The organism is Bradyrhizobium sp. CCBAU 51753 (genome assembly GCF_015291565.1).
GTDB classification, from domain to species: domain Bacteria; phylum Pseudomonadota; class Alphaproteobacteria; order Rhizobiales; family Xanthobacteraceae; genus Bradyrhizobium; species Bradyrhizobium ivorense.
In genome coordinates this window covers 3,814,248-3,834,154 of record NZ_CP030037.1, presented here as the reverse complement: position 1 = coordinate 3,834,154, position 19,907 = coordinate 3,814,248, and the positions used below count along the sequence as shown (strand labels likewise).

Genomic DNA, 19,907 nt, shown 5'->3' with positions numbered 1-19,907 from the left:
TGGGTTCGCAGCTGGCCTCGGAACAGGTTTTGGCCCGGCAATGTCCAAGGGGAATTTTGATGTCCAGATCCCTGGAGAACATGACGGCCTTGGTCACAGGTGCAAGTTCCGGCATTGGGCGTGCGACAGCCTCAGTTCTCGCTCGTTCCAAAGCAAGGGTTGTTCTGATCGGGCGGCGCCAGTCAGTTCTTGAGAAACTCGCGATGGAGTGTGGCTCCCTCGCATCGGCTTATCCGTGCGATATGACTGATGATGCGCAGCTGGAGGAACTTGCTAAGAAGATACAAGCCGATTTTGCTCGGATCGATGCATTGATCCATTCCTCAGGAATAATAAAATTAGGGAGGACGGAAACTGCGCCCGTGGCTGACTTTGACGCGCAGTATGTGACAAACGTTCGTGGACCTTACATCTTGACCCAGCTCTTGCTGCGTTCCTTGCGCGCAGCATCCGGACAGATTGTTTTTGTCAACTCATCGATAACCCGCGCAAGTAAAACCGACGGCCGCGGTACTTACGCAGCCACCCAGCAAGCGATGCGATCGATCGCGAACGCTTTGCGGGACGAGGTCAATGAAGCCGGAGTTAGGGTGACGACGATCTTTCCCGGCACCACCGCAACTCAAAGGCAAGTCGACCTTCACGAAATCTCCGGTAAACGATATGATCCAGATCGAATGCTGCAACCGGAGGACGTCGCTGAAGCGGTGCTGTTCGCGCTCACTATTGGGAGAACGGCAGAAATTACCGATCTGTATCTACGGCCCATGCTCAAACCCCTCGACTAGGGAAGGCATGCTGCCGTGTAGTTACCCGCTGCGCACGAGGGTTTGTCCGCTATGATGCTGGCCGAATTTCCGGTCAAGGGAGCGAGCAGCTCATGTCGGTAAGGAAAAACCTATCCAACTCAGTGGAGGCTCCCCCCATCGATCTTCACGGTTTGGTTCGGGAGCTTTTTCCGATTAATCGAAGCATTACCGGCGCCGGCGTTCGCAAAACGCTGGCGATCTTGGCTCGACATAGTCAATTGGAGATCAGAGAAGTTCCTAGTGGCACTGCGGTGCTTGATTGGGAAGTCCCGCTGGAATGGAATATTCGGAGCGCTACGATTAGATCACTCGACGGTCGCTGTCTCGTTAATTTTGCGGACAACAACCTGCACGTCGTAGGTTACAGCAAGCCGATTCACAAGGAGGTCAGCCGCGCTGAGCTTGCGCAACACGTCCATACGCTTCCCGACCAGCCCGAGCTTATTCCCTATCGTACCGGATATTTTGCCGACGATTGGGGCTTCTGCATGACGGACAATCTTTGGCAAGCGATGCAGGACGAATCTTACCGCATCGACATCGACAGCGATCTTTCGCCGGGGTCGCTTACCTACGGGGAGTTGTTTCTTCCTGGCGAGCTGTCGGACGAGGTGCTGATTACCGCTCATATCTGCCACCCGAGTTTGGCGAACGATAATCTTTCCGGAATTGCCGTAGCTCTAGCGCTGGCACTGCGACAGGCGCAGCGCGAGCGACGATTGAGCTACCGCTTTTTATTCATTCCAGCAACGATAGGCGCAATCACCTGGCTCGCACACAACGAGAGCCGTCTCGATAGAATTTGCCATGGCTTGGTACTTACGTGTGTCGGCGATCGTGGTCGCTTTCACTACAAAAAGAGCCGGAGCGGCGCATCGATAGACGGTGCCATGGCGCATGTTCTCCACCATTCAGGTCATCCGCACGAAATCATGGCGTTCAATCCATATGGCTATGACGAACGACAATTTTGTTCACCGGCCTTTGACCTTCCGATGGGCTGCTTGATGCGCAGCGTTCACGGGACTTTCCCGGAGTACCACACATCGGCAGACAATCCCGATTTTGTGAGACCCGAAGCACTCGATCAATCCTATGCGGTGGTGGCTACTTTGCTCGACCTGCTAGACGCGAACCGCACCTACGTAAGAACCGACGGAAGAGGTGAGCCCCAACTCGGGCGGCGCGGACTATATCGGGCGATTGCAGGGCAAAAGGAGGCCGGCGGCGCCAGTCAAATGGAGCTCTTGTGGGTTCTGAACCTGGCTGACGGCAAACACAGCCTACTGGAAATGGCAGATCGCGCTGACATACCCTTTCGTCGCCTGCAGAAAGCTGCGCGGCTCGCCCTTGATGCGGAACTCATCAAAGAAGTGGGTGGCTTGAGGAGCTATCGACCACCTCAACTAGTTCCGAACAGGCGCAAGCCGCGGCATTGTCCGTAGCCGGCTGACTGGCCCGCGTGGCGGGGCAGCCGGGAGCGCTGCCATAGGTCGCAGAAAATCCCGCAGAAGATCGAGGATGATCGCGTTCTCTGCAGCTGCGGCGGCGACTGCCGCCCTAGTTCCGGGCTTTCGATGGGGCATCGCCCGCTACCAAGGTGGGGCATCGCCGACCCGACCACGCAAAAGGGTTTTGCCGAACGCTGGGGACAGAACCCCGCGATGGTGACGAGCTTCGCCGACGGCACCAAGATCAGCTTCGAGCAGAGCATCGTGACCAACGCGACCGGCTTCAAGGTGCGCACGCGCGGCATGTCACGCGGACGGCAATACACCGGCGACGTGCTCAAGATCGGCGAGGTTGTACGACATCGACGAGCTGCGCGGGCTCGGCGGCGTGATCGATTACGTGGTGGGGACGCCGCTGACCAAGGTCTATTGCCTCGCCGAGCACCCCGATCCGAAGCAGCGGCACTACCTCGAGCTGTACAAGATGGGGCCAGGGCTGCTCTACTCGTTCTTCATCCCCTATCATCTGGTGCATTTCGAAGCCCCGAACGCGATTGCGCGGGCTTTTCTGTTCAGAGATCCGACCACCACGCCGCTCGGCGGTCCCGTGGTCGAGGTCTGCGCCGTCGCCAAGCGCGACCTGAAGGCGGGCGAAATCCTCGACGACTACGGCATGTACATGACGTATGGCGAGGCGGTGAACAGCGACGAGATGTGCGCCCGCCGCTACTTGCCGGAAGGCCTCGTGGAGGGTTGCCGGCTGAAACGCGATATCGCGAAGGACGCCGTGATGACGTACGACGACGTCGTGCTCCCGGCCGGACGCTTGGCCGATCGATTGCGTGCCGAGCAGTATCGCAGCTTCCGGGGCGAAACCTGGCTGGAAGAGCTGTTGAATGCCGCAGGGAGTCCCGAACGCAACGCATCGCAAGCTGGTCGTATCATCAGCTACGCTCCCGCCGACTAGAGCATGATCCGGAAAAGTGCGCAGCGGTTTTCCGAAGAAGATCATGCTCAAACAAGAAGCCAAAGCGCGATGATGATCCAACCTGATCTCATCGCGCTTAGCGTTTCGGCCGGGCCTCGGCGATCAGCCGGCGCCGCGTCGGAAACAGCGTCACATCGCAGCGCTCGGCGATCAGGCCCCAGAGGCCTTTCGGCGCGAACAGCATGACGAGGATGCCGAGCGTACCGAGGAGAATCAGGTACCAGGCGCCGAAATCGGCGAGATAGCGCTGCATCAGATAAAAGATGATGGCGCCGATCACCGGCCCCTCCATCGTGCCGATGCCGCCGATCACGACGATGAAGATGACATAGGCGGTCCAGTCCAGCACCGCGAAGCCGGCATCGGGTGAGATCCGGGCTTTCTGCAGATAGATCAGCGCGCCGATCATGCCGGTCATGGCGGCGGTTGCGACATAGACGGCGAGCTTGACCCGATAGATGTCGACGCCGAGGCTCGCCGCAGCCGCTTCGTGGTCGCGGATCGCACCGAGCGCAAGGCCGCGGCGCGAGCGCAGGATCAGATAGACGGCCGCGAGCGTCGCCGCCAGCAACGCCAGCGCAATCCAGTAGGAGACGATGTCGCGTGCCGCGGGGGCGCGCACGTCCAGCAGCGCCTTGACCCATTCGATGCCGGGCACCGACGAGGTGACGGCCGGCGTGAGCGACGTTCCGGTGCCGCCGCCGAGCGGCTTGATTTGTGCGAAGGTCAGGCGATAGACCTCGGCCACCACCCAGGTGCCGATCGCGAAATAGGCGCCGCGCAGGCGGAACACGACCAGCGCGGTCGGCAATGCGAACAGCGCCGCGATCACACCGGCGAGCGGAATCGCCAGCAGCGGATTGAGACCGCCGATCAGCGTGAGCGCGAACAAGAGATAGCCGCCGAGGCCGACAAAGGCTTGCTGGCCGACCGAGATCAGGCCGGCATAGCCCGCAAGCAGGTTCCAGCACTGCGCCAGCGCCAGCATGTAGAACAGGAAGATCAAATCCTGGATCAGGGTGCGGCCCGCGAACAGCGGCAGCAGCGTCAGCACCAGCAGCGCGACGATGACGGCGGCCAGGGCCGCGTGCGAGCCGCGGCCGGCCGTCTTGATGCGAAAGCTATGGGATGGACCGGCTGCGGTGTCGTCCATCGCTTCAGTCCTGTGCGCGGGGAAACAGGCCGCGCGGCCTGATCACGAGAACCACCAGGAAGGCAAGATGCCCGGCCAGGATCTGCCACTCCGGATCGATCCGCGCGCCGATGGTCTGGGCGAGCCCGAGCACGATGCCGCCGGCGAGCGTCCCCCAAAAACTGCCGAGACCGCCGATGATCACGGCCTCGAACGCATAGAGCAGGCGCGCCGGTCCGATGGTCGGATCGAAATTGGCGCGCAACCCGAGGAACAGCGCCGCGATCGCGATGACGACGAAGGCGACTGCCATGGCGGTCGCAAAGACACGGTTGATGTCGATGCCCATGAGCTGGGCGACTTCGAGATCGTCCGAGGTCGCCCGGAAGGCGCGGCCGATCGGGGTGCGGTAGAAGATCAGATTGAGGAACATGATCACGGCGATCGCTGACAGCAGTGTCAGCAGCGGCACGACCCCGACCGCGATGCCGCCGCCGAGCGGGATCGACGCCGTCTCGATCGCTCCCGCGCGCAGCCGCTGGCTGTCGGCGGAGAACAGCTGCAGCAACCCGTTCTGGATGATGATCGACAGGCCGAAGGTGACGAGCAGCGGCGCCAGCAGGTCGCGCCCGAGCGTCCGGTTCAGCAGCACGTATTGCAGCGCAAATCCGATGACGAACAGGATCGGGATCGCCACCAGCACCGCGACAAAGGGATCGAGGCCGAGCTTGCCCGCGATCACGAGGATCGCGAAAGCGGCCAGCACGATGAGGTCGCCATGGGCGAGATTGACCAGCCGCATCACGCCGAACATCAGCGACAGCCCCGCCGCGAACAGAGCGTAGAGCCCGCCGAGCAGCACACCTTGAATTAGCGCATCGATCCAGCCGGTCATGTCACGAACCGAAATAGGCGCGGTGGATCTGCTCGCGCGTCAGATCGCGCGGGCGGCCGGTCAGCGACAGCCGGCCCTCCTGGAAGCAGTAGACCCGATCGGCGACCTTCATCGCCTGCACGATGTCCTGCTCGACCAGGACCACGCTGGTGCCCTCCGCCTTGATCTGCGGCAGGCCGGCATAGATGTCCGCGATGATGATTGGCGCGAGGCCCAGGCTGATCTCGTCGCACAGCAGCACGCGCGGGTTGGACATCAGGGCGCGGCCGATCGCGACCATCTGCTGCTGTCCGCCCGACAAGGTCGGCGTTGCCGAATGGCGGCGCGCCTTGAGCACAGGAAACAGTCCGTAGACGCGATCGAGCGTCCACGGCCCCGCCATCTTGCGGCCGTAGCGGCCGATCAGGAGGTTCTCCTCCACGGTGAGCGAGGGAAATAGCCGGCGGCCCTCCGGCACCAGCGCAACGCCAAGCCTGACGATGTCGGCGGCGGCGCGCGCGCCGATCGGCGCGCCGTCGAGCAGCACGCTGTCGGCCGCACCATGAATGAGGCCGGCGACCGCCTTGAGGAAGGTCGACTTCCCTGCCCCGTTGGCGCCGATGATGGCGACGGTCTCTCCGGCATCGAGCGTGGTGTCGATGCCGTAGAGCGCCTGGAAGTCGCCATAGAAGGCCGTGAGCTGGCGCGTCTGCAGGATCGGCATGCCTCAAGCCTCGATGCCGATGTAGATCTGGTGCACATCGGGCCGCGCCATCACCTCGCGCGGCACGCCCTCGGCGATCTTGCGCCCGAAATTGAGCACAACCAGGCGATCGATCACGGCGAGCAGCGCGTGAACGACGTGCTCGATCCACAGGATCGCAACTCCGGTCTTGCGGATGTCGCGGATAGTGGCGACAAGCTCGCCGCATTCGGCTTCGGTCAAGCCGCCAGCAATTTCGTCCAGCAGCAGCAGCCGTGGCGCGGTGGCGAGCGCGCGGGCCATCTCAAGGCGCTTGCGTTCCAGCAGCGTCAGGGTGCCGGCCGGCGCATTGGCCCGCTTGAGCAGGCCGAGTCGGTCGAGGATCTCGCCGCAAGACTGCGCCGTTTCGCGCTCGGACTTTTGACGGCCGTAGACCGCGCCGACCAGGAGATTCTCGAACACGGTGAGCTTTTCGAACGGCAGCGGAATCTGATGCGTGCGCGCGATCCCGGCGCGGCAGCGCCCCTGCGGCGGGACGCCGGCGAGGTCGCGGCCCTCGAAGCGGATGTGGCCTGCCGCCGGCGCAAGTCCGCCGCTGATCAGATTGAACAGCGTGGTCTTGCCGGCGCCGTTCGGCCCGATGATGCCGACCGCCTCGCTAGGGGCGATCGACAGATCGAGATCATCGGCAACGACGATCGAGCCAAAACTTTTCTTCAGGCCGGCGACGTCCAGCAGCATGCGATGTCAAAGCGCCAGCGCGATCAGGCGATGGCCTCCATCTGGCCGCCGACGGGAATCGCCGGCGCCGTCTTGTTGTCCGTGATGACGATATCGTATTTGCCGTCCTTGAACCGCCACTGGCCGCCGACCAGCGGCGTCTTGGCGACATTTTTCGCGGCGAACGGCGGCAGATTGGCGCCACCCCACTGCACCTTGCCGACGACGGTGTCGAGATTGGTGGCGGCGATCGTCGTCGCGATCGCCTTGCCGTCGCGGTCGGGCGCGCGCTTGAGCACATCGACCGCAACCTCGAACAGCGCGTGGATGAAGCCGATCGGTTGCGTCCACTGCTTCTTGGTCGCGGCCTGATAGGCAGCGGCGAGATCCTTGGCGCTCATGCCGGTCAGTGACGACTTGAACGGATGGTTCGGCGACCACCAGACCTCCGAGGACAGATTGTGGCCGTCCTTGCCGAGCGCCTCGACGGCGACCGGAAACAGGATCGCCTTGCCGATCGAGGCGACCTTGGGCTTGAAACCCTGCTGCAAGGCCTGCTTCCAGAACGTGGTGAAATCCGGCGGCAGCACCACGCCGGTGATGATCTCGCAATTCGCTGTCTTGAACGCGCCGATCTGCGCCGAGAAATTATCGGTGAGATTCTGGTAGCGGCCGGGATCGGTGAGCTTGTAGCCGCCCTTCTCCAGCACGGGCGGAAAGCCGACCACCTTGTCGCCCCAGGCATTGCCGTCGCCGTCGTTCGGAAACAGCCCGCCGACGGATTTGTTGGTCGCGACCTGGCCCCACATGTTGGTGAAGACGGCGATGACGTCCTCGAGCCCCCAGAAGAAGTGATAGGTGTAATTGAAACCCTTCCAGGCCGGCGGCCCGCCGGCGGGATTGGCCTGGCGGCCGATGAACCAGGGCTGCCACGGCGCGACGGTGGAGATGCAGGGCACCTCCTCGATCTCGCACTGGGTCGAGACCGGGTTGGTGGTTTCCGGCGTCGAGGCGACCAGCATCAGGTCGACCTTGTCCTGGACGATCAGATCCTTCGCAACTTCCGCGGCGCGGTTCGGATTGGACTGGCTGTCCTTCAGGACGACCTCGACCGGCACGGTGGCGCTGCCGATCTTGATGCCCGCTTTCGCGGCGTCCTTGAAATTGGCGATGATGAAGTTGTCGGCTTCGGCGAAGGCGGCGAGCGGCCCGGTGATCGGCGAGACATAGCCGAGCTTGATCGCGCGCGTCTGGGCGATCGCCGGCGCCTTCAATCCGACCGACAGCGCGGCGCCGGTCGCGGCCGAGTATTTCAGGAGCGTGCGGCGGTCGATGGAATGACGATGAGTCGAACTGGTCTTGTGGCAGGTCATCTGCGCGTCCTCCCCTCTGGATGCGCCGGATTGCCATCGTGGATCGATTGACACACGGGCCGGCGTTCGATATTCGAACATACGTTCGTATGTCGACCAGTCTCCGTCAGAGGCCCAAGGGAGTCAACACAGGGAGTTACAGACCGCGGCATGAGCCAAGCTCCGCCACCCCACAAGAGCAATCCGGACGACAAGGAGTTCATGACCACCCTCGCCAAGGGCCTCGCGGTGCTCGGCGCGTTCGGCCGGCAGCGGCCGACCATGACCTTGTCGGAGGCGGCCGAGATCACCGATCTGTCGCGGGCCACCGCGCGGCGCGTGCTGCGCACCCTCACTCTGCTCGGCTATGTCGAGCAGGACGGACGCACGTTCTCGCTGTCGCCGCAGATCCTCGACCTCGGCTTCGCCTATCTGTCGACGCAAAGCTGGATCGATCGCGCGCTGCCGCTGATGCGCGAGCTCAGCGAGCGGCTCGGCGAATCCTGCTCGGCGGCGATCCTGCAAGGCAACGATATCGTCTATGTCGCGCGGGTGCCGGCCCGCAGGATCATGTCGGCGGCGCTGTCGGTCGGCAGCCGACTGCCGGCGCTGCATACCGCGCTCGGGCGGATCATGTTCGGCTATCTCGATGAGGCCGAGATCTGGCGGCGGCTGCGGGCACAGCGCATCGAGGCCTACACGCCGCAGACCATCACCGACCTCCAGGCGCTGTTCGATCGCATCCGCGCCGACCGCGCCCAGCGCTTCTCAATCGTCGACGAGGAGCTCGAGCGCGGCCTGCGCGCGCTCGCGGTGCCGGTGCTCGACCGCAGTGGGCAGGCCGTTGGCGCGATCAATCTGTCGACGCACTCGACCCGCACGACCCGCAACGAGATGCGCGAGCGCTTTCTTCCCGAGCTCAACCGTATCGCGGAGCAGCTTGCCGCCATGACGGTCTGATCCGCCTTCCCCAGCCCCGCTTTGCCAAGCCTTCCCTTGCCAAGCCGCGGGGGTCGCCGTATCGTTGCAATAAGTTCGGAATACGGACACAAGTTCGATAATCGAACATAGCTGGAGGGGAGATACGCGATGTCAGGCAAGGCGCAGAGCGCGGCGGCGACGCCGGAGCACACCGGCAACGTCAAGGTCAGCCGCCCGCAAACCGGCGCGGAATATCTGGACTCGCTGCGCGACGATCGCGCCGTCTACATCTATGGCGAACGGGTCAAGGACGTCACCACGCACCCGGCGTTCCGCAACACCGCGCGGATGGTTGCCCGCCTCTACGACGCGCTGCATGACGACAAGCGCAAGGACAGACTGCTGCTGCCGACCGACACCGGCAATGGCAGCATGACGCACGCCTTCTTCAAGGCGCCGAAGACGATGGACGACTTGCTCGCCGGCCGCAGCGCGATCGCCGAATGGGCCAGGATCACCTATGGCTGGATGGGCCGCGCGCCGGACTACAAGGCGGCATTCCTCGCCACCCTCGGCGCCAATGCCGACTTCTACGAGCCGTACCAGGACAATGCCAAGCGCTGGTACAAGTTCAGCCAGGAGCGCGTGCCCTTCATCAACCACGCGATCATCCACCCGCCGGTCGATCGCGACCGTCCGCCGAACGAAGTCGCCGACGTCTGCTGCCATGTCGAGAAGGAAACCGACGCCGGCATCATCGTGTCGGGCGCCAAGGTGGTGGCGACCGGTTCGGTGCTGACCAACTACACCTTCGTCGCGCATCACGGCCTGATCCCGCTGCAGGACAAGAAGTTCGCGGTCGTGTTCATGGTGCCGACCAACGCGCCCGGCGTGAAGTTCATCTGCCGCACCTCCTATGAGATGAGCGCGAGCGTGATGGGCAGCCCGTTCGACTATCCGATCTCGAGCCGGCTCGACGAGAACGACGCCGTGTTCATTCTCGACAAGGTGCTGGTGCCCTGGGAGAACGTCTTCGTCTACGGCGACATCGAGAAGGCCAACAACTTCTTCCCGCGCACCGGCTTCCTGCCGCGCTTCGTGGTGCACGGCTGCACCCGCCTTGCGGTCAAGCTCGACTTCATCAGCGGGCTGCTGCTCAAGGCGACGGAAGCCGCCGGCACCAAGGATTATCGCGGCGTGCAGGCCAATGTCGGCGAGGTGATCGCCTGGCGCAATCTGTTCTGGAGCCTGTCGGACGCGATGGTGCGCGATCCAAAGCCGTGGATCGGCGACTATGTGCTGCCGAACATGGATCCCGGCAACGCCTATCAGATCATCGCCACCATGGCCTACACCAAGGTGAAATACCTGATCGAGCAGACCGTGGCCTCCGGCCTGATCTATCTCAACAGCCATGCCAGCGACTTCAGGAACGGCGAGATCCGTCCCTATCTCGATCGCTATCTGCGCGGCTCCAACGGCTACAAGGCCGAGGAACGCGTGAAACTTCTCAAACTGCTGTGGGATTGTCTCGGCAGCGAGTTCGGCGGACGTCACGAGCTCTACGAGATCAACTATGGCGGCTCGACCGAGGAGATCCGCCGCTACTGCCTGTTCGGCGCGCAGGCGTCAGGCAATGCCGACCGCTTCAAGGGCTTTGCCGAGGACTGCATGGCCGAATACGACCTCGACGGCTGGAAGGTGCCCGATCTGACCGACCCCGGCGAGCTCAGCTATCACATGCTGCGCAGGTGAACGACATCACGCCGGAGCGGCGGATCACCCGCTCCGGCAACCTTGAGGACCCGTCTGACGTGAACATGCAGACCATCGATCCCGACCGCTTCCGCTCCGTCATGGGCGCCTTTCCGACCGGCGTCGCCATCGTCGCGACCGAGTGCGACGGCGAGCTGTTCGGCGTCACGATCAATTCCCTGACCTCGGTGTCGCTGGAGCCCTGCCTGTTGCTGTTCTGCACCAACGAGGGCAGCGCGACTGGAGCAGCGATCCGCAAGCGCGGCCTGTTCTCGGTGAACATTCTCGGACTGCATCAGTCCGCCCTCTCCTCGCGCTTCACGGGGACGTTGAAGCGCCGGTTTGACGATCTGCCGATCGCGTTCAGCGCGGACGGCCTGCCGCTGATCCAGGGAACCGCCGCGCAGCTCTGCTGCCGGGTCACCACGGTCCACAAGGCCGGCGACCACGACATCATCCTCGGCGAAGTGTTTTCCGGCGACGAGGCCGCCTGCAGTCCGCTGGTGTTTCACCGCGGCGCGTTCGGCAGCTTCCAGCGGGCCTGATCGCCGGATCCTTCCCCTCAAGCAGTTGACGAGTCCCGCGGGCGCTGGTCAGGGCCCCTCGATCTCGGCTAGGATCAACAAAAAACGCCTGGGAAGATCGGGAGGGAGCGATGGCTGGTCGTCCTGCATTTTCGCACGTATTGGGCTGCAGCGTGAAGGCCGTCGGCCGGCGCAAGGCGTTCATGACGCGAGACCCGGCCCCACGGCAATTGCAGCAAGACACAACCGCATTTATCGCGTGCGAGGCAGCGCCGGCTTAACTCCGGCACAGCCAAGGCCGTGCCACAAGCAGCAACACGAGCTCAAGCGCGCTCTGCCCCGGTCGGCAGACCCCGCCGCAGGAACGAGACCGCCGACAAGGAGACCAGTTCACTTCTGAGCGCAAAGGAAACGGCAATGAAGGGAGTCGTGTTCAATCTGCTGGAAGCTGTGGTCAGGCGCGACTACGGCGACGATACCTGGGAAGCACTGCTCGAGGCGGCCGAAGCCGATGGTGCCTATACCTCGCTTGGCAACTACCCCGACGACGAGATGATGCGACTGGTCGGCGCGGCGTCCGCGGCGCTCAAATTGCCCGCCGACGACGTCGTTCGCTGGTTCGGCCGCAACGCCTTGCCGCTGCTGGCGCAAAAGCATCCGAATTTCTTCACGGCCCACAAGTCGACACGCCCGTTTCTTCTGACCCTCAACGACGTCATCCACTCCGAGGTGCGCAAACTGTATCCGGGCGCCGATGTGCCGGTGTTCACTTACGACACCTCCTCCTCGGACGTTCTCGTGATGCACTACAGCTCGCCGCGCAAGCTCTGCGCGCTCGCCGAAGGCTTCATCGAGGCAACCGCCGGCTACTACGCCGAAGAGGTTTCGCTCGATCAGCCGGAATGCATGAACCGCGGCGATCACCGCTGCGTACTGCGCGTGGCCGTCAGGAAACCGGGGGCCTGACGCATGGACAACCTCGGTGATGCCGATGCCCAGCTTGCCCGGCTGAAGAAGCGGTTCGATCGGGAGCAGCGGGCGCGCGCTGAAAGCGAGGCGATTGCCGAGAGAGCGCTCAGTGAGCTCTACACCAAAAAGAAGGAGATCGAGCTGCTGCAGCTGATCACCGTCGCCGCCAACGAGGCTTCAACGGTGGACGACGCGATGCGAACCGCGCTCGATGGCGTGTGCGCCCATACGCGGTGGCCAGTCGGTCACGTTCATCTCACGGACCCGGCGGGCGCGCTGCTGTCGACCAAGCTGTGGCATCTCGATCATCCGGAACGCTACAAGGCCTTCCGCGACGTCAGCGAGGCCCTGACGTTTGCGCCCGGGACCGGCCTGCCGGGTCGCGTGCTCGAGGGCAGGAAGCCTGCCTGGATCGTCGACGTGACCAAGGACGACAATTTTCCTCGGTCGAAGGCAGCACTCGACTGCGGACTGCGCGCTGCCTTCGCCTTCCCGGTGCTGGTCGGGGACGAGGTCGCCGCCGTCATGGAGTTCTTTTCCGACGAGCCTGCAGAACCCGACGATGCCAAGCTCACGATCATGGCCCATGTCGGCAGTCAGCTCGGACGCGTCATCGAGCGGCGACGCGCCGAAGACGCGCTCAGGCTTGCGAGCCAGCACAAATCGCAGTTTCTCGCCAACATGTCGCACGAATTGCGCACGCCGCTGAATGCCATCATCGGCATCACCGAGATGCTGCAGGAGGATGCGCGCGACGCCAACCGCGAAGACGAGTTCGAGCCGCTCGACCGCGTCGTCCGCGCGGCCCGCCATCTGCTGGCTGTCATCAACGACATCCTCGACCTGTCGAAGATCGAGGCCGGAAAGATGGACCTGCATGTCGGGTCGTTCGCCATCGCCTCCGTCGTCGAGGACGTCGTGCACACGGTCGGAACGCTCGCCGCGAAGAACAACAACGCCCTCAGGCTGGAATGCCCCGCCGACATCGGGGTCATGAGTGCGGACCAGACCCGCATCCGCCAGGCCTTGCTCAATCTCGTCAGCAACGCGGCCAAGTTCACCGAGAACGGCACCATCACCATCAGCGTCGATCGCGCCGTTGCAGAGACCGGCGAGTGGATCGTGATCGCCGTCGCCGATACCGGCATCGGCCTGACCGCCGAGCAGAAGGGACGGCTGTTTCAGGACTTCGTCCAGGCCGATGCCTCGACCACCCGCAAATACGGCGGCACAGGGCTCGGGCTCGCGATCAGCCGGCGCTTCTGCCAGATGATGGGCGGCGACATCACGGTCGAAAGCGAACCCGGTAAAGGCTCGACTTTCACGATCCGCTTGCCGGCCGGCGGGACATCGTCAGCGGCGCCGGTGCAGCCGGCAACTCCTCAGCCTACGCCCCGCGCCAGATCTATCGACCGGGCTCCGCTGATTCTGGTGATCGACGACGAGGACTCGGTGCGCGACGTGACAACGCATTTTCTCAGGCGCGAAGGGTTTGCCGTGACGACGGCTAACGGTGGACGGGAGGGACTTCGGCTCGCGCGCGAGCTGCAGCCGGCCGCAATCACGCTGGATGTCATGATGCCCGATCTCGATGGCTGGACCGTGCTGGCCGCGATCAAGGGCGACCCCGCAACCGCCGGCATTCCGGTCGTCCTGATGACGATCGTGGACGAGAAGAACCGCGGCTATTCGCTGGGCGCCGCCGATTACATGGTGAAACCGGTCGATTGGAGCGCGCTCGCGGGCGTATTGCGCGCCATATGCCAGTCGGCCGGGCGGAGTGTGCTGGTCGTCGACGATGACGACACCATGCGATCCGGTCTGCGCCGCGTGCTCCACGAGAACGGCTGGCAGGTGGCGGAGGCCGAGAACGGCCGCGTCGCGCTGGCGCGCCTTGCGGAGGCGCGGCCCGACGTGATCGTCGTCGATCTCCTGATGCCGGAAATGGACGGCTTCGAGCTGCTCGACGCGCTGCGCAGCAACGGCGCATGGCGCGACATCCCCGCACTGGTCCTGACCGCCAAGGACCTGACGGACGACGACCGCACGCGCCTGAACGTTGGAATCGAGCGCATCCTTCAGAAGCGCGATCGGCACGAATTGCTGGGCGACGTTCGCGACGTCCTCGACCGATGCATCGAACGCCGCCGCGGGGAGAACGTTGCCGTGCCATGACCAAGGTCCTCTATGTGGAAGATAACGAAGACAACGTCTATGTCGTCAAAAGCCGGCTGACGCGCAAAGGCTACACCGTGCTGGTCGCCTCCGACGGAGCCCAGGGCGTCGCGATGGCCGCGACCGAGCAGCCCGAGGTCATCCTGATGGACATGAGCCTGCCGGTGCTCGACGGCTGGGAGGCCACACGCCGCATCAAGGCCGGCGCAGGGACCCGGCACATTCCCGTGATCGCCCTCACCGCTCACGCCATGACCGGCGACCGCGAACAGGCGCTGGACGCCGGCTGCGACGACTTCGACACCAAGCCGGTGGAGATCGCCCGTCTGATCGCAAAGATCCAGGCCCTCGTCACGAAAGGCCGCGTGTCGTGACCGCGATCGAGGCTGCACTTCTGGTCGTCGACGACAATGAGGACAATCGCTACACGCTGACGCGCCGTCTCGATCGTGAGGGCTACAAGAACCTCACGATAGCGACCAACGGGCGGGAGGCGCTCGAGAAGCTGAAGGCGCAGCCGTTCGATCTCGTCCTGCTCGACATCATGATGCCCGACATGAATGGCTATGAGGTGCTCGAGCAGGTGAAGGCCACGCCGGCGCTGCGCGACATTCCTATCATCATGATCTCGTCGCTCGACGAGATCGAGAGCGTGATCCGCTGCATCGAGCTCGGCGCCGAGGACTACCTCAACAAGCCGTTCAATCCGACGCTGCTCCGCGCGCGCGTCGGCGCATCACTGGAAAAGAAGCGCCTGCGCGACGAGGTCCGGAGCAACATGGAGCGGCTGGCCCAGGAACTGGAGGCCGCGCGCGCCTTGCAGCTGGCGATGCTGCCACGCCAGTTCCCGTCCTGCTCGCCCTCGCATCCGATCGCCGTTCACGCCGTCATGGAGCCGGCGAAGGAAGTCGGCGGCGACCTGTACGACTGCTTCTATGCCGGCGAGCACACCTTCTGCTTCCTGGTCGGCGACGTCTGCGGCAAGGGAGCGTCCGCGGCGATGTTCATGGCGCGCGCCCGCAGTCTGGTACGCATCACCGTCAATCTCTGGCGGCAATGGCGCGCCGACGATCTCGATCCGGGGGCGCTGCTGGACGCAGTCAACCGCGAGCTGTGCCAGGACAATGACGACTGCATGTTCGTCACGATGTTTCTCGGCCTGATCGACACGCACAGCGGGCTGCTGTCGTTCGCCAACGCCGGCCATCCCCGGCCGCATCTGATTGCGAGCAGCGGCGAGACCGGGCAGATCGACGCCAAGGCGGCGCTGCCGCTCGGCGTGCGGCGCGAGGCCCGGTTCCCGACACTGACGCTGCAAATTCATCCCGGCGATGCGCTGTTCCTGTGCTCCGACGGTGTTTTCGAAGCGGCCAACGGCGACGGCGAGCTGTTCTCCGTCGAGCGCGTCGGACAGCTGTTGCGTCAGGCCGCTGCGGCCGAGCCCCTCGAAATGGTTCGCATCATCAAGGACGCCGTCGATGCCTTTACGGGAGGCGCGTCAAGAACCGACGATCTCACGGCGCTGGCGCTGCGGTGGCGGCCGGCCCTGACCACAGCCGCGTGATCACCATGCCCCACGCCGTCGATGTCCGGATCCGCAACGACGTCTCGGACATCGTCATCCTGCGCGACACGCTGGATCATCTCGCCCGCGAGTTCGGCATCCCTCAGCGCGCCCTGACCCAATTGCAGGTGGCCCTCGACGAGGTCGCCAGTAACGTGATCAAATATTCATGGGACGACGGGGGGCCGCACGAGTTCCTCGTCCGGATCATCGTGCAACCCGACAGGGTAGATCTGGAGCTTTTCGACGACGGCAGGGAGTTCGATCCGGTGACAGCACTTCCCCCAACCCAACCCGCAGCGGGACAGCGGCCCCGGCCCGGCGGGCTCGGCATTCACCTGATCAAGCAGCTGGTCGATCGTTTCGCCTACGAGCGCATCGACGGGCGCAACCACACCACATTGAGCAAGACATGCGAGGTCGGCACGGCCGTGCAAAGGAGTGAGGAATGAATGCTCTCAGTATTGGCCAGACCCGCGCCGGCAATGTCTGTATCGTGACGTTGACGGGTCGAATTGACAGCACCAGTGCCAGCGACGTGATGGCCGAGCTCACGCGCCTGATCTCCTCAGGCGAAAAGTCGATCCTGGTCGACCTCGGCGCGGTGCTGTACCTCACCAGCGCGGCATTCCGCGCGCTGCTGGTCGCAACCAATGAAGCCGAACGCCGCGCGGCGAAGCTTGCGCTGTGCAACCTCGCCGGCCACGTCCGCGAGCTGTTCGAAATGGGCGGACTGCTCGATGTCTTCGCGATCCACAACTCGCGCGAGGAAGCGCTGAAGCAGCTGGCCGGGCCGCACGCGTGACCACCCGGCCGCCTGGTCTGATCTACGCCGTCGACGATCAGCCGCCATTGGCGATCCTCGTGGTGTCGGCGCTGCAGCACATCGCGCTGATGGCGATCACGCTGATCTTTCCGATCATCGTCGCGCGCGAGGCCAATCTCTCCAGGACGCAGTTTCTCGACCTCGTTTCGCTGTCGATGCTCGGGCTCGGCGTTGCCAATATCTGCTTTTGCCTTCGATTGCGCTTGATCGGCTCCGGTTATCTCTGCGGCGCCGCCTACACCGCGATCTTTCTCGGCCCTTCCCTGTTCGCGTTGCAGCAGGGCGGCCTCCCGCTGGTGTTCGGCATGACGGTGGTCGGCGGGCTCGTGCAGGTCGCCATCGCCCCGCTGCTGCGCCGGTTGCGCGCGCTGCTGCCGTCCGAAATCGCGGGTCTGGTGATTGCCGTGGTCGGTCTCACGCTGGCGGGGCTCGGTGTGCGTTATGGCCTCGGCATCGATGCGCAGCAGCAGAAGATCAACCCGGAGTATGTGATCGTGGCCGGCGTCTCGCTCGTCACCATGACGGTGCTGAACGTCTGGTCAAAGGGCTATGGCAAGATGTTCTGCGTGTTGATCGGAATGACGGTCGGCTATGCGGTCAGCGCTGCTCGCGGGATGTTTGATCCGGCCGCGATCATCCCGGAAGGCGGCTTGAGCATCGTACGCGTGCCGCAGCTTCAGCACATGGGCTTGTCGTTCGATCCGGTGCTGATCGCCCCGTTCGCGGTTGCGGCGCTGGCCGCCACGCTCCGCGCGATGGGCGATGTGTCGAATGCGCAGCGCATCAACGATGCCGACTGGGTCCGTCCCAACTTCGCTTCGCTGGCGGGCGGCGTAATGGCCAACGGCGTCGCCGTGATGTTTTGCGGGCTGGTCGGCAGTTCCGGCATCAACACCTACAGCTCGTCGATCGGATTGTCCGGCGCGACCGGCGTGACCAGCCGCAGCGTCGGCTATGCGATCGGACTGGGCTTCTGCGTTCTCGCCTTCGTTCCGCCTGTGGCGGTGGCGCTGGCGGCGATGCCGCTGCCGGTGATGGGTGCCGCGCTGTTCTTCACGGCCGCCTTCGTGTTCACCAGCGGGTTGCAGATGATCACCGCGCGCATGCTCGACGCCCGCAAGACCCTGGTCATCGGCTTCTCCTTTGCGATGGCGATCGTGGCCGACCTCTATCACGAGGCGCTGATGGAAATGCCGATCGTTCTGCAGCCGATCTTCGGCAATTCGCTCGTGCTCGGCACCGTCTGCGCCGTCGTGCTGAACCTGTTGATGCGCATTGGCGTGCGTCAGCAGGTGTCCCTCAAGCTCGCGCCCGGCGGCATCAATCGCGACGCCGTGGAACGGTTTCTGACCGAGCAAGGCGCGCGCTGGGCCGCGCGGCGGGACATCATGCAGCGGGCCATCTTCGGCGTGGTCCAGCTCCTCGAGGTGGTCGGTGATCCGCCCGGCGGCGTCGAGGTCGAGGCGAGTTTTGATGAATTCAACCTCGACATCCGAATCCGCTATGTCGGCGTGCCGCTGACCATTCCGGATCGCAGGCCGACGCCAAAGGAAATCCTGGAGAGCGAGCACGGCGAGACGTTGCTTGCCGGCTATCTGCTCCGTCAAAGCGCCGACAGCATCAGCGCAAGCGGCGATGCCGGGTTCGTCGAAATGATCCTGCACTACGACCACTGAGACGCAGCGGCGGCGCATGCCGCGCCCCATGCGGCAGAGGCCGCGAGAAGCGGACCTCGCCGGGAGTTTTGGACGCGACGTCCGATCACCATTTCTGGCGGCCGTACCAGTCGTTCACTTCCTTCTTCGCCTGATCCTTGGCGTAGCCATAGCGCTGCTGCAAGCGACCCTCGAGCTGGTCCTGCTTGCCGTCGATGACGTCGAGGTCGTCGTCGGTGAGCTTGCCCCACTGCTCCTTGACCTTGCCCTTGACCTGCTTCCAGTTGCCTTCGACACGATTCCAGTCCATCAGCGGTTCTCCTTGAGACATGAGACCGACCAACGGACGCGCAGACGCTTCGTTCCTGATGCGCATTGCGTCAACACTTCGCAGCCGGCCGGGCTGCGTCAACGTCCATTGTGGCGTGTGCGACAGGAACCAGGCCGTCGTGCGCATGTTGTGACGTCGTCAACCTGCGAAAGCTCAGCGAGATCGCCGAGCTGAGGGACGCACCCTGGGATACGCCAATGGCGGACTATGTGCCGTGGATCTTGGTTGCCGGCGGGATTGTGGCGCTGATCGTCGCGGCCCTGATCTGGCGGGCCCACTATGTCAGCTCCGACTAGAGCCGAATCCGACGAGAGCGGGCTCCGCGACCGGCGCTAGCTCGCTTGCTTGGTCAGGGCCGCCTCGCCCTCCTCGCGCCCGGGCACGCTGACATGGACCTCGTGGCCCATCCTGATCGCGAGCGCCGCGGCGGCGGCTGCCGACTCGAACGCGGCTTCCTTGGTGGCGTACCCGGTGTTGAGGTTGCCATCGTGCAAAACACCCCATTCCTCGCCGGCGGCAACCACCGCATATTGAGCCAGTCCCATCATTCTCTCCTTGTGCAAGAAGGTCGCTGCGTCATGTCTCGTTCCGCTCATATCTTTCGCGGGTGACATCGTCCCCGGTTTGCACCGTCCGGCGGCTGCGGAAATGATATTGAAGCACTGCGAAGATCAAGGCAGTCAGGAGCACGAACGCGCCGACGCCGTAGATGATTTCAAGGCCCATATCCATCGGTCCCTCCAATGTCTCTTGTCTCTCAACTCTCGCCAATCAGGCCGAGAAATCGGCCGGCGCATCATGGCTTCGCGCGCAGCAACTGCCTGAGATAGCGGAGCCCGTCGAAGGTCAGCCGGGATTCGCGCACCTCGCCGCGCGCGACTTCCGCCTCGAGAAAGGTCTCAAGTTCGGGAAGCGCGCGATCGAACGTGTCCGCGATGCCGGCCAGCTCGCAGGTCTCCTTGATGCGCTCGATCGGTTTTTCCAACACGTTGACCTGAACCATTTTTGCCTAAGCGCCCGCGATGCACTTGGTTCCTATGCGCGCGTTGCGGTGCCCGGAATGGATGGCAGCCGTGCACAGTGGATCGACTACGGGCTCATCTTCCTGGTGCTTGGCGGGCTGGGCCTGCTGTCGGTCGGGCTGCGGATCGCCTTCCG

The 19,907-nt window shown here is 63.9% G+C and carries 22 protein-coding genes and 1 pseudogene; 14 read left to right on the top strand and 9 right to left on the bottom strand.

The window, feature by feature from the left end; all coding sequences use genetic code 11:
- Window positions 1-59: 59 nt before the first annotated feature.
- From XH93_RS16960 to XH93_RS16950, 4 genes and pseudogenes are all read left to right on the top strand, one after another.
- Window positions 60-788: an SDR family oxidoreductase gene (locus XH93_RS16960; protein ID WP_172626858.1), complete on the top strand. Its 729-nt coding sequence runs from the start codon at window positions 60-62 to the stop codon at window positions 786-788.
- A gap of 92 nt (window positions 789-880) precedes the next feature.
- Window positions 881-2,254 carry a DUF4910 domain-containing protein gene (locus XH93_RS16955; protein WP_194474413.1) on the top strand — a complete coding sequence of 458 codons (1,374 nt, stop codon included), beginning with the start codon at window positions 881-883 and terminating at the stop codon, window positions 2,252-2,254.
- Window positions 2,255-2,386: 132 nt separating this feature from the next.
- Window positions 2,387-2,521: pseudogene (locus XH93_RS43090) on the top strand (hypothetical protein); the annotation flags it as partial.
- A gap of 91 nt (window positions 2,522-2,612) precedes the next feature.
- A complete protein-coding gene (locus XH93_RS16950) occupies window positions 2,613-3,227 on the top strand; it encodes an SAF domain-containing protein (RefSeq protein ID WP_194474412.1) in 615 nt (204 codons plus the stop codon).
- A 97-nt stretch (window positions 3,228-3,324) separates the two neighbouring features.
- Here XH93_RS16950 and XH93_RS16945 read toward each other — a convergent pair whose 3' ends face one another.
- From XH93_RS16945 to XH93_RS16925, 5 genes are read right to left on the bottom strand one after another with little or no spacing between them, the layout of a single operon-like run.
- The gene (locus XH93_RS16945) at window positions 3,325-4,401 is read right to left on the bottom strand and encodes a branched-chain amino acid ABC transporter permease (protein ID WP_194474411.1); all 1,077 of its coding nucleotides are present in this window, start codon (window positions 4,399-4,401) and stop codon (window positions 3,325-3,327) included.
- A gap of 4 nt (window positions 4,402-4,405) precedes the next feature.
- Window positions 4,406-5,275, bottom strand: a complete 870-nt coding sequence (locus tag XH93_RS16940) for a branched-chain amino acid ABC transporter permease (RefSeq protein WP_194474410.1) — start codon at window positions 5,273-5,275, stop codon at window positions 4,406-4,408.
- Between the two features lies 1 nt (window position 5,276).
- Window positions 5,277-5,978 carry an ABC transporter ATP-binding protein gene (locus XH93_RS16935; protein WP_194474409.1) on the bottom strand — a complete coding sequence of 234 codons (702 nt, stop codon included), beginning with the start codon at window positions 5,976-5,978 and terminating at the stop codon, window positions 5,277-5,279.
- A 3-nt stretch (window positions 5,979-5,981) separates the two neighbouring features.
- Window positions 5,982-6,698, bottom strand: a complete 717-nt coding sequence (locus tag XH93_RS16930) for an ABC transporter ATP-binding protein (RefSeq protein ID WP_194474408.1) — start codon at window positions 6,696-6,698, stop codon at window positions 5,982-5,984.
- 23 nt (window positions 6,699-6,721) lie between these two features.
- Window positions 6,722-8,050, bottom strand: coding sequence for an ABC transporter substrate-binding protein (locus tag XH93_RS16925; RefSeq protein WP_194474407.1), 1,329 nt, complete (start codon window positions 8,048-8,050; stop codon window positions 6,722-6,724).
- A 150-nt stretch (window positions 8,051-8,200) separates the two neighbouring features.
- On the opposite strand from XH93_RS16925, the gene XH93_RS16920 reads away from it, so the two are divergent.
- The 10 genes from XH93_RS16920 to XH93_RS16875 all read left to right on the top strand — a co-directional run bounded on the left by XH93_RS16920 (window position 8,201) and on the right by XH93_RS16875 (window position 18,439).
- Window positions 8,201-8,989: an IclR family transcriptional regulator C-terminal domain-containing protein gene (locus XH93_RS16920; RefSeq protein WP_194474406.1), complete on the top strand. Its 789-nt coding sequence runs from the start codon at window positions 8,201-8,203 to the stop codon at window positions 8,987-8,989.
- 129 nt (window positions 8,990-9,118) lie between these two features.
- The gene (locus XH93_RS16915) at window positions 9,119-10,705 is read left to right on the top strand and encodes a 4-hydroxyphenylacetate 3-hydroxylase N-terminal domain-containing protein (RefSeq protein ID WP_194474405.1); all 1,587 of its coding nucleotides are present in this window, start codon (window positions 9,119-9,121) and stop codon (window positions 10,703-10,705) included.
- Entirely contained in the window at window positions 10,702-11,250 is a 549-nt protein-coding gene (locus XH93_RS16910; protein ID WP_194474404.1) for a flavin reductase family protein, read from the top strand. The genes XH93_RS16915 and XH93_RS16910 overlap by 4 nt, the downstream gene beginning before the upstream one ends.
- 396 nt (window positions 11,251-11,646) lie before the next feature.
- A complete protein-coding gene (locus XH93_RS16905) occupies window positions 11,647-12,195 on the top strand; it encodes a heme NO-binding domain-containing protein (protein ID WP_139482608.1) in 549 nt (182 codons plus the stop codon).
- Window positions 12,196-12,198: 3 nt separating this feature from the next.
- Entirely contained in the window at window positions 12,199-14,373 is a 2,175-nt protein-coding gene (locus tag XH93_RS16900) for a response regulator (RefSeq protein WP_194474403.1), read from the top strand.
- Complete coding sequence (locus tag XH93_RS16895; RefSeq protein ID WP_194474402.1) at window positions 14,370-14,747, top strand: response regulator; 378 nt, start codon at window positions 14,370-14,372, stop codon at window positions 14,745-14,747. Before XH93_RS16900 ends, XH93_RS16895 begins: the two co-directional genes overlap by 4 nt.
- Window positions 14,744-15,937: a PP2C family protein-serine/threonine phosphatase gene (locus tag XH93_RS16890; RefSeq protein ID WP_194474401.1), complete on the top strand. Its 1,194-nt coding sequence runs from the start codon at window positions 14,744-14,746 to the stop codon at window positions 15,935-15,937. Before XH93_RS16895 ends, XH93_RS16890 begins: the two co-directional genes overlap by 4 nt.
- Window positions 15,938-15,942: 5 nt before the next feature.
- Window positions 15,943-16,389 (top strand): ATP-binding protein, encoded by a 447-nt coding sequence (locus XH93_RS16885; RefSeq protein WP_139482604.1) that lies wholly within the window; start codon window positions 15,943-15,945, stop codon window positions 16,387-16,389.
- On the top strand, window positions 16,386-16,742 hold the full coding sequence (locus tag XH93_RS16880; RefSeq protein ID WP_139482603.1) for an STAS domain-containing protein: 357 nt from the start codon (window positions 16,386-16,388) through the stop codon (window positions 16,740-16,742). Before XH93_RS16885 ends, XH93_RS16880 begins: the two co-directional genes overlap by 4 nt.
- Window positions 16,739-18,439, top strand: coding sequence for a uracil-xanthine permease family protein (locus tag XH93_RS16875; RefSeq protein ID WP_194474400.1), 1,701 nt, complete (start codon window positions 16,739-16,741; stop codon window positions 18,437-18,439). The genes XH93_RS16880 and XH93_RS16875 overlap by 4 nt, the downstream gene beginning before the upstream one ends.
- Before the next feature lie 85 nt (window positions 18,440-18,524).
- Here the strand turns inward: XH93_RS16875 and XH93_RS16870 are convergent, their stop codons facing one another.
- The 4 genes from XH93_RS16870 to XH93_RS16855 all read right to left on the bottom strand — a co-directional run bounded on the left by XH93_RS16870 (window position 18,525) and on the right by XH93_RS16855 (window position 19,752).
- Window positions 18,525-18,728 (bottom strand): CsbD family protein, encoded by a 204-nt coding sequence (locus XH93_RS16870; RefSeq protein WP_194474399.1) that lies wholly within the window; start codon window positions 18,726-18,728, stop codon window positions 18,525-18,527.
- A 353-nt stretch (window positions 18,729-19,081) separates the two neighbouring features.
- Window positions 19,082-19,294 (bottom strand): hypothetical protein, encoded by a 213-nt coding sequence (locus XH93_RS16865; protein ID WP_194474398.1) that lies wholly within the window; start codon window positions 19,292-19,294, stop codon window positions 19,082-19,084.
- 31 nt (window positions 19,295-19,325) lie between these two features.
- A complete protein-coding gene (locus XH93_RS16860) occupies window positions 19,326-19,481 on the bottom strand; it encodes a hypothetical protein (RefSeq protein WP_194474397.1) in 156 nt (51 codons plus the stop codon).
- Window positions 19,482-19,545: 64 nt separating this feature from the next.
- Complete coding sequence (locus tag XH93_RS16855; RefSeq protein ID WP_194474396.1) at window positions 19,546-19,752, bottom strand: hypothetical protein; 207 nt, start codon at window positions 19,750-19,752, stop codon at window positions 19,546-19,548.
- Window positions 19,753-19,907 lie beyond the last annotated feature (155 nt).